Below are 9,669 nucleotides of genomic sequence, written 5' to 3' on the forward strand. Positions count from 1 at the left end.
GAGCCGGTGTCCTCGGCCTCACTCCGCGGCCGAGGACACCGGCTCGGCCGGGGTCCCGGCGGGAGCCGTGCGACCGGCGGCCCGGCCGGAGAACCAGGCGACGCCGGCCGCCGACACGGCGAAGGCCGCCGCGGCCGGCAACAGGTACCCGGCGGAGTCGAAGGCCTTCAGGCCGATCCCCCCGAGGACGCTGGACAGCGAGACCGCCAGGTACAGCACGGCCGCGTTGAGCGAGACGACGAGGGCCTCGGACCCCGCCGGGGCGAGCGCGATGATCCGCTGCTGCTGCGGCGCGGTCAGCGACCAGGAGGCCACCCCGCAGAACGCCACCGCCACCAGCGCGGCGGCGAACGAGTCCCTGGCCGCCAGCATCGCCAGGAACACGGCCGCGAGCCCCAGGGTGGCGGTGATCACCACCCGGCGCGGCCCGTACCGGTCGGCGAGGTTTCCGGCCATCAGGTTCCCGGCGGTGCCGGCCACTCCGAAGACCAGCAGCAGGGCCACCTGGCGCCCGCCGTGTCCCCCGATGGCCGGCGCGAAGACGGAACTGATGTACGTGTAGGGGAGGTAGACGCCGACGAAGGCCAGCAGGGTGCAGGCGAGCACGCCCGCCACCCGCCGGTCGGTGAGCGGGGACAGGCGCCGGCGCAGTCCGGCCGCGGTACCGAGCCTGGTCTCGGGCAGCCGCAGCGCGATCACGGCGGCGACCGGGACGGCCAGGGCGGTGACGAACCACATCGTCGCCCGCCAGCCGGCCGCGTTGCCGATGGCGGTGCCCAGCGGAGCGCCGAGGGCGAGCGAGGCCGTCAGCCCCACGGTCACGATGGCGATCGCCCGGCCACGGTGGCGCGCACCGGCGAGCGCCGCCGCCGTGGCGCCCGCGTTCGGGGTGAACATCGCCGCGCCGGCCGCCGCGACCACCCGGGAGACCAGCACCAGCCCGTAGCCGGGGGCGACCGCCGTCACCACGTTGCCCACCCCGAACACCAGCAGCGCCGTGACCAGCACGGTGCGCCGTGACCACGTGCCGGTCAGGGCCGCCAGGACCGGGGAGAGCACCGCGTAGGCGATGGCGAAGACACTGACCAGCTGGCCCGCTCCGGCGACGTCGACGTGCAGCGACTCGGCGATGTCGGGGAGCAGGCCCGCGATGACGAAGGCGTCGGTGCCCACGGCGAAGGTGCCGAGGGCCAGGAGCATCGCGGGGGGCCTCCAGGGGACGGCCGGGGACGCGTCGGCGGTGTCGGTCATGGTGTTGCTCCCTGTTCGATGAATTCCGCCTGTTACGACCGGCATCGTAACCATCGGGGGTTTCCGACTGGGGCCGCCGAAGCGTCAGACCGGCGGTTTCCGGCCAAACACCCTTCGGCGAAGGCCTGTTGAGGCCCTCGGCAGCCTCCGGACGCACCGCGCCGCCACTCCCCGGCGACGGCCGGAAAAGCTCACAAGGGTCAATGCTCATCGGAAAAGCCGACTACTATCGGAGTGCGGAAAGGCCCCCGACCGGGCGGCCCGGACGGATGGGTATCGTCGGCACCGGTACACGGCCACACCGACGAGCAGGGCGGAGAGCGGATGCACGCGATCGAGGAGACCTGGCTGCCACAGCCCGACCTTGCGGCGGTGGACATCGGCACCGTGCTCCAGGCGCTGGCCGATCCGGTGCGCCTGCAGATCCTCCGCGCGCTCGACGCCTCCGGCGAGGAGTCGTGCACGTCGTTGGACCTGCCCGTCAAGCGCTCGACCGTCTCGCACCACCTGCGCACCCTGCGCGAGGCCGGTGTCGTGGCGACCAGGCTGGTCGGCAACAGCCGGCTCAGCCGGCTGCGCCGGGACGACCTCGAAGCCCGTTTCCCCGGGCTCCTGACCTCGATCCTCGCGGCCGCCCCGGCGACCGTCCCCATCGGGTGAGCCGGCGGGCCCGGTGATCCGGCCCGCCGCCGCACCATCGCGTCCACCCACCCACCCGCCCGACCGGCGAGAAGGAGCACAGCATGGGCCGCTACGCCCACCTGGCGTACACCGAAGAGGTCCGCCGGGTCCAGCGGGAACAGGGAAGCGAGTTATCGGCCGTCCGCCAGCTCGCGCACGGCGACGACCCCGAGGAGCTGACGGAGGCCGAGGCCGGCTTCATCCACTCCCGCGACGGGTTCTACCTGGCCAGCGTCAGCGAGACCGGCTGGCCGTACGTCCAGTTCCGCGGCGGCCCGCCCGGCTTCGCCCAGGTCGTCGACGAGCGGACGATCGCCTTCGCCGAGGTGCGCGGCAACCGCCAGTACATCAGCACCGGCAACATCCGCGCGGACGGCCGGGTCGCGCTGTTCTTCATGGACTACGCCCGACAGGCCCGGCTGAAGCTCTTCGGCCGGGCCTCGGTGCAGGAGCTGGAGAAGGACCCGGAACTCGACCGGCGCCTGCTCTCCACCCGGACCGGGGGGCGGGTGGAACGCCTGATGACCGTCCACGTCGAGGGCTTCAACTGGAACTGCCCCCAGCACATCACCCCGCGCTTCTCCGAGGCCGAACTCCGGCCCCACCTCGAACAGTTCCAGGACCGGCTGGCCGCGCTGGAGGAGGAGAACCGGGTACTGCGGACGCAACTGGAGCAGCGGGCCGGGTAGCCCCCCGGACGCCGTGGTTCGTCCACCGGCGATCGTGGGTGCGCCGATCGGGGTCCGATGGCCGGCGGCGCCTGCGCGGAACCCGCTCCGGCATCATCCGCGACGGTGCGCGGACTGCTCCGGCGGCTGACACCGCCCGGGGCGGAGGCGCGCTCGCCGCCGCCCCCTCCGCGTCAGCGGGAGGGCTCGATCCCCCCGGCCGCGGCCTGGGCGGCGGCGGCCGCGCGGTTGGGGAGGCCGAGCTTGGCGAGGATGTGCTCGACGTGGGTCCCCACGGTGCGGGGCGTGATGTACAGCCGCGCGGCGATCTCCCGGTTGGTACGGCCGGCGGTCAGTTCGGCCAGCACCTGGAGCTCCCGCGGCGAGAGCCCGCCGAGCCGGCCCGCGTCGGCGGCGGGGTCGGCCGTGGCGGCCGGCCGGGGCGGCCGGCCCGGGCCGGGGGCGACGGCCGCGGCGAGGCTCTCGGTGAGCAGCGTGACCACGGCACGCGCCGGATCGGGCGCGCTCCGCGGCCGGCAGGTGCTGACGTTCAGCATGCCGACGTACCGGCCGTCGGCGGCGAACAGGCACTGGGACACGCCGTCCTCGACGCCGAGGGGGGACAGCACCTTCCGGAAGCCCGGCGATGCCGCCAGCAGCTGCCGGGGGACGTCCCTGAGCCAGAGTCCGCCCCGGGCGGGGCTGCGGAGCACGGGGAACACCGGGTCGTGGTGGAGGCGGGTCTCGATGTAGGCCGTGGCGTCGTCCGGGTAGCTCCCGGCCAGGGTGGTGTGACGCCGGTGCAGCGGATCCCATCGGGCCAGGGAGGCGTGGTCGTACTCCATCACCTCCGACAGTGCCGCCAGGACCGTGTCGAAGCCGGCCGTACCGGCCGTGGCGCTCCTGGCGGCCTCGCGGACCCGGACGGCCGCGTCCAGGATGTCCGCCCCACTCCGCTCCGGTGCCATCCCCCCAGGATGATCACGGACCAGGAGTACGTCAATCGCGGAGGGCGTCGTACACGACCTGCCCGTCCACGACGGTGAGGACGACGGGCATCGCCGGGATGCCGCGGGGGTCGGCGGCGAGCAGGTCCCCGTCGAGCACGCAGAGGTCGGCGGCCTTGCCCGGTTCCAGGGAGCCCTTCCAGTCGTCGGCGAAGTCCTGCCAGGCCGCGTCGATCGTGTAGGTGCGGATCGCCTCGGCCAGGCCGATGCGCTGCTCGGGACCGCTGACCCGGCCGGCGGCCTTCGACTCGCGCAGCACCATGGTGGCGAGGCCCTGGCGCCAGTCCGGGAACGTGACGGGGGCGTCGGAGCCGCTCGCGACCCGCACGCCGGCGTCGATGGCGTCGCGGTAGGGCCAGGCGTACGCGGCCCGCTCGGCGCCGACGAACTCCTCCTCCATGTCGGCGACGGTCCACTTGATGGTGGGGTTCATGTTGACGCCGAAGCCGTGCGCCGCCAGCACCTCCATGCTGTGCGGGGTGAGGAAGTCGCCGTGGATGACGTAGTGGCGGGCGTCGGGCCGCGGGTGCTCGGCCACGGCCGCGGCGAAGGCGTCCGCGACGGTGTCGATGGCCCGGTCGCCGGTGACGTGGACTCCCAGCTGGTGCCCGGCGGTGTGGCCGAGCCGGATCATGGTGGCGATCTCGGCGGTCCGCTCGGTGTCCGTCCCGCCGCCGACGCACAGGGATCCGCAGCCGCCGCCGACGTACGGCTCGTGCATCCAGGCCGTCTTGTTGGGCACGACGCCGTCCGCGAAGACCTTGATCCCGTGGATCGCGAGGCGGCGCGGATCCTCGTCGCCGGCTTCGCCGAGGGCCGCGAGGCCCCGGGCGAACTCCGCGGTGGTGCTCGTCATTCCGGTGGGCAGGAGCAGGACGCCGACCCGGGCGGTCAGTTCGCCGTCGGCCAGCAGCCGGCGGTAGACGTCGAGGGTCTCCGCGCCGAGCGCGCCCCGCATGATGCCGGCGCCGCCGGGGCCGAGCCCGGGCTCGGTGTAGCTGGTCACACCGAGCCGGGCGAGCGTGGCGAGGGTCGACCTGATCGCGTCGGCCCGCTCCTGCCGGCTGAGCGGCGGCAGCGCGTGCTGGACGAGGTCCTGGGCCCCCTCGTGGAGCAGCCCGGTGGGCTCCCCGGTCGCGTCCACGACGATGGCCCCGCCGGGCGGGGCGACGGTGTGCCGGTCGATCCCGATGAGCTCCAGGGCCCGGGAGTTGACCCAGGTCGCGTGCCCGGAGAAGGAGTACAGGACGACGGGGTGGTCCGGGCTCACGGCGTCGAGGTCACGCCGCGAGGGCCGCCGCGACGGATCCAGGACGCACTCGTCGAGGTAGCCGGTGTCCCAGCCGTGCCCGGTGATCCACTGCCCGTCCGGGACTCGCCCGACGGCCTCCCTGACCGCCTCGGCCACGCCGCCGAGCGAGGACACGGCGGGGTGGCCGAGGTCGAGGGAGAGCGGCGGTGTCGCCATGCCGAAGGCGCATCCGTGCAGGTGGGAGTCGTTGATGCCGGGAAGCAGGGTCGCCCCCCGCAGGTCGACGACGCGGGTGCGGGGGCCGATGAGCGGCGCGACGTCGTCCCGCCCGCCGACGGCGCTGATGACGCCTCCGGTCACGGCCAGGGCCGAGGCCACGGAGAACTCCGCGTCGACCGTGACCACCCGCCCGTCGAGAAACACCAGATCCGCATGCGTGTCCATGGAAGGCCCTTTCGGAGACCGGGCGCACCGCGGCCACCCGCGAACGCCCTCCCCAGGACTATGGCCGCGCCCCCACCCGCCGCACATCGGTCATCCCACCGATACGGCGGCTGCCGTCCCCGTCTCCGTCAGCACGTCTTCGGCCGACGGGGTCAGGGGTGGCGGGGTCAGGGCCGCGGGGTCAGGGCCGCGGGGTCAGCGGGGGCTCACGGCGTCGCCGCGGCTGGTCGCGGTGCCGGGCACCGGCTCGGCCGGGTCGTCGGTCCGGGCGAGCGGCCGGTTGGCGGCGTCGACCATCAGCACCGTGGGCACCAGCGCCTTGGCCTCGGCGTCGCTGACCGTGGTGTAGCTGATGATGATGACCAGGTCGCCGGTGTGGATCAGCCGGGCGGCCGCGCCGTTGATCCCGATGATCCCGCTGCCGCGCGGACCGGCGATGACGTAGGTCTCCAGGCGCGCGCCGTTGTCGATGTCGACGATGTGGACGAGTTCGCCGGGGAGCAGGTCGGCCTCGTCCATCAGGTCCTGGTCGATCGTCAGCGATCCCACGTAGTGCAGGTCCGCCTGGGTCACGGTGGCGCGGTGGATCTTGGACTTGAGCATGGTGCGGGTCACGGCTGGTCTCCGTCTTCGTCGTGGCGGGATGGCTGGGCGCCCCGTGCGGACTCGTGCGGCCGCGGGCCGTCCGCGTCCGGCCGCCGGAACCGGCGGCCGGCCACCAGCCGGGGCATCTCCTGGGTCGGGCGCTTGGCGTACTGGGGCAGCGCCGCGGCCAGCGCGGCGACGGTGGAGCGGTCGAACAGGGCTCGGACCGGTACGTCCAGTCCGGTCGCGTCGCGCAGCCGCAGCGCGATCCGGGTGGCCAGCAGGGAGTGGCCGCCGAGCTCGAAGAAGTTCTCGTGCACGCCGACGCGCTCGACGCCGAGCACCTCGCACCAGGCACCGGCGACGAGCCGTTCCTGCTCGGTCCGCGGCGCCAGGTACGCGCCGGTGCGGGCGGCCTGGGCGGGGGCGGGGAGCCTGCCGCGGTCGACCTTGCCGCTGGGAGTCAGCGGCAGCGCGTCCAGCACGACGAAGGCCGCCGGGATCATGTAGTCGGGGACGAGCCGGCCCACCAGGTCGCGCAGGTCGCCGCTGTCCGGCGGCGTGGCGCCGGGGTGCGGCTCCAGGTAGGCGACCAGTTCGGTCTCCCCCGCGCCCCACGCGGTCGGGTGGACGACGGCGGCCCGCACCTCCGGGCAGCCCAGCAGCACCGCCTCGATCTCGCCGGGCTCGATCCGGTGGCCGCGGATCTTCACCTGGTGGTCCGCCCGGCCGAGCAGCTCGACCCGGCCGTCGTGGTGGCGGCGGCCGAGGTCACCGGTCCGGTAGAGCCTGGCCCCAGGCTCCCGGCCGTGCGGGTCGGGCACGAAGACCCGTGCCGTGACGCCGGGCCGGTTGAGGTACCCCCTGGCCAGGCCGGCGCCGCCGAGGCAGATCTCGCCGGGGACGCCGACCGGCACCGGTTCCAGCCCGCCGTCCAGGACGTGCAGGACGGTCCCCGGCACCAGCGACCAGTGCGCCGGGGTGCCGTCCGGGTGCAGCCGGGTCACGGTGGTCCACACCGTGGTCTCGGTGGGGCCGTACAGGTCCAGCACCCGCGCGCCGTCGGCGGCGAGCCGGCGGGCCAGCTCGGTGGGCAGCCGCTCGCCGCCGCACAGCACCACCAGCCCGGCCGGGGCCGACCAGCCGCTGTCCAGCAGCATCCGCAGGGTGACGGGGGTGGACTGGACGATCGCGGGGGCGGTGGCGGTGATCAGCGCGGCCATCCGCAGCGGGTCCCTGACCTCCTCCGCGGTCGCGAGCACGACGGGGGCGCCGACCAGCAGCGGCAGGTAGAGCTCCAGGACCGACGGGTCGAAGGAGACCGTGGTCAGCGCGGCCACCGGCGCGCCGGGGGCCAGTCCGGGCAGTTCGAGCATCGCGGTCAGGAAGTCGGCCAGGCCGCCGTGGGTGATCATCACGCCCTTGGGCCGGCCGGTGGAGCCGGAGGTGTAGATGACGTACGCGAGGGCGTCCGGGTCGAGCCCGGGGCCGGCGAACACCGGGCTCTGCCGGGCGATCGCCTCCCGGTCCGCGTCGAGCCGCACGGTGACCGGGCCGGCGCCGGCCGGCGGCAGCCCGGTGAGCCGCTCCTCCAGGCCGGTCCGGGTGACGATCACCGCGGCACCGGTGTCGGCGAGCACGAACGCGTTCCGCTCGGCGGGGTGGTCCGGGTCCAGCGGTACGTAGGCGCCGCCCGCGGCGAGCACGGCCAGCAGGGCGACCAGCAGCTCGGGACCGCGTTCGAGGTACACCGCGGCCGTCGAGCCGGGGCCCAGCCCCAGCTCCCGCAGGTGGCCGGCCAGTCGGGCGATCCGCTCGGCCAGGTCACGGTAGGTCAGCCGCTCACCCGCGCAGAGCACGGCCACCGCGTCCGGGGTGCGGGTCGCCTGCTCCTCGAACAGCTCGACGAGGCTGCGCCCGGCAGTGGCCGGCGGCTCGGTGTTCCAGCGCTCCAGCAGCATCCGGCGGTCCGGCTCGGGCAGCGCGGTGCGGCGCGGGTCGGCCTGCGGGTCGGCGGCCAGGCCCGCCAGGACGTGCCGGTAGGTCCGGGCCAGCAGGTCGAGTTCGGCCGGGCCGACCCGGTCCGCGTCGGCCTCCAGCAGGAGCCCGCCGGTGACGGTGGAGACCGAGAGGCCGAACTCGTTCGGCGTCCGCTCCCCCGCCTCGTCCGCACCGACAGCGTCGCCGTCGGAATCGCCGTCGGACACCGACAGGTCCGTGTGGTTGAAGAAGACGTCCACCAGCGGCGTCCGCTCGCCCCAGGCCCGCTGCATGGCGGCCAACGGGTAGTGCCGGTGCGGCCACAGGGCGGTCTCCTCGGCGAACACCGCGCGGGCCAGCTCGGTCCAGCTCGGGGCGTCCAGCGTCTGCCCGAAGGGAACCGTGTTGAGGAACATGCCGCGCGCCTGGTCACCGTCGACCGTCTCCGGCCGCACGTTGCAGACCAGGCCGGTGTGGAAGGCGGCCGGGCTCTCGGTGCCGCCCCTGACCATGCCCAGCACCGTGAGGTGCGCGGCCAGCAGGACGCTCTTCAGCGGCACCCCGGCGCCCCGCGCCACCGCGCGCAGCTCCGGCAGCAGGTCGCGCAGGTCGACCCTGGCCACCTCGCCGGCCCCCGCCCGCCCCTCCTCGCCGCCCGTGCCGGACGGGGCCGCCCAGGCCTGCGGGACGGTCAGCGGGGTGAACCGGGCGACCCGGTCACGCCAGAACTCCTGGTCCGCGGCGGACCGCAGGGCCCGCTTCTCCAGGGCGACCGCGTCCGCGAACCGGGCCGCCGGCGGGGCGGCCGGCGCCGGCTCCCGGCCGGCCCGGAGGTCCCGGTAGTAGCCCAGCAGCTCGGCGACCAGCGAGGTCTGGCTCCAGCCGTCCAGCACCGCGTGGCAGTTGCTGACCGACAGCTGCCAGTGCCGCTCGTCCAGCCGGTAGGCGGCCAGGCGCAGCAGCCCGGGCACCGCCAGGTCGAACGGCGCCAGCCGGTCGCGGGCGACGGCCGCGGCGAGTTCGGCCCGCTGCTCCGCCGCGCCCAGCTGCCGCAGGTCGTGGTGGGTGACCGCGATCGTCGCGGCGGGGTGCACCAGTTGCAGCGGCTCGGAGTACGAGGACAGGTCGATCGAGGTCCGCAGGATTTCGTGACGCTCCGTCAGCAGGGCTGCGGCGGCGCGCAGGGCGTCCGCCGAGAACGCGCCGTCGTCGCGGACCGGGTGGCTCAGGCTGTTCAGGTACGCGCCCCGGTCGGCGCCCGCGAGCATCTCGTAGACCATGCCGGCCTGGGCGAGCGAGAGCGGGTAGGCGTCCACCGGCCCCGACGGCCCTGCCGGGAGGCGGTCGCGGTCGGCCTCGGCGAGGAGTTCGAAGGGTGCCGGCCCGGTCTGCTCCGCGCTCGCGTCACGGGGGGCGACGGCCTCGGCGAGCCGGGCGACCGTCTGGTACCGGAAGACGTCCTGGACGGCGATGTCGAGCCCGGCGGCGCGCAGCCGGCCGACCGCCCCGATGGCGCGGATCGAGTCGCCGCCGAGTGCGAAGAAGCTGTCGTGGATGCCGATCAGGTGCGGCTCGATGCCGAGGGCCTCGGCCCAGCCGCGGGCGATCAGGTGCTGGGCCGGGGTGCTCGCCGGGGTGCGGTCCGGCGCCTCGGCCGGTGTCGGGTCGGGTGTGGGGAGGTTGTTGCGGTCGATTTTGCCGTTGGGGGTGAGGGGGAGGGTGGGGAGGGTGTGGTAGTGGGTGGGGAGCATGTGGGTGGGGAGGGTGGTGGCGAGGTGGGTGCGGAGTTGGGTGGGGGTGG

The 9,669-nt window shown here is 74.9% G+C and carries 7 protein-coding genes; 2 read left to right on the top strand and 5 right to left on the bottom strand.

All coding sequences use genetic code 11. The features are described 5' to 3' along the window. Positions 1-18: 18 nt before the first annotated feature. Positions 19-1,251 carry an MFS transporter gene (locus BU198_RS13345; RefSeq protein ID WP_188297062.1) on the bottom strand — a complete coding sequence of 411 codons (1,233 nt, stop codon included), beginning with the start codon at positions 1,249-1,251 and terminating at the stop codon, positions 19-21. A 324-nt stretch (positions 1,252-1,575) separates the two neighbouring features. Between BU198_RS13345 and BU198_RS13350 the strand changes: the two genes are divergently transcribed. Together BU198_RS13350 and BU198_RS13355 are read left to right on the top strand one after the other, a co-directional pair. Continuing rightward, complete coding sequence (locus BU198_RS13350) at positions 1,576-1,911, top strand: ArsR/SmtB family transcription factor (protein ID WP_188297063.1); 336 nt, start codon at positions 1,576-1,578, stop codon at positions 1,909-1,911. An 83-nt stretch (positions 1,912-1,994) separates the two neighbouring features. Continuing rightward, the gene (locus BU198_RS13355; RefSeq protein ID WP_188297064.1) at positions 1,995-2,621 is read left to right on the top strand and encodes a pyridoxamine 5'-phosphate oxidase family protein; all 627 of its coding nucleotides are present in this window, start codon (positions 1,995-1,997) and stop codon (positions 2,619-2,621) included. 173 nt (positions 2,622-2,794) lie between these two features. On the opposite strand, the gene BU198_RS13360 is transcribed toward BU198_RS13355, so the two are convergent. The 4 genes from BU198_RS13360 to BU198_RS13375 form a co-directional block, all read right to left on the bottom strand. Next, positions 2,795-3,568, bottom strand: coding sequence for a helix-turn-helix transcriptional regulator (locus BU198_RS13360; RefSeq protein WP_188297065.1), 774 nt, complete (start codon positions 3,566-3,568; stop codon positions 2,795-2,797). Between the two features lie 31 nt (positions 3,569-3,599). Next, complete coding sequence (locus BU198_RS13365; RefSeq protein ID WP_188297066.1) at positions 3,600-5,303, bottom strand: amidohydrolase; 1,704 nt, start codon at positions 5,301-5,303, stop codon at positions 3,600-3,602. Between the two features lie 195 nt (positions 5,304-5,498). Beyond that, on the bottom strand, positions 5,499-5,918 hold the full coding sequence (gene panD / locus BU198_RS13370; protein WP_188297067.1) for an aspartate 1-decarboxylase: 420 nt from the start codon (positions 5,916-5,918) through the stop codon (positions 5,499-5,501). Continuing rightward, on the bottom strand, positions 5,915-9,669 hold a 3,755-nt coding region (locus BU198_RS13375; protein ID WP_188297068.1), incomplete at its 5' end, for a non-ribosomal peptide synthetase. The genes BU198_RS13375 and panD, both read right to left, overlap by 4 nt.

The organism is Streptomyces sp. CBMA156 (assembly GCF_014596515.1).
Classification (GTDB): domain Bacteria; phylum Actinomycetota; class Actinomycetes; order Streptomycetales; family Streptomycetaceae; genus Kitasatospora.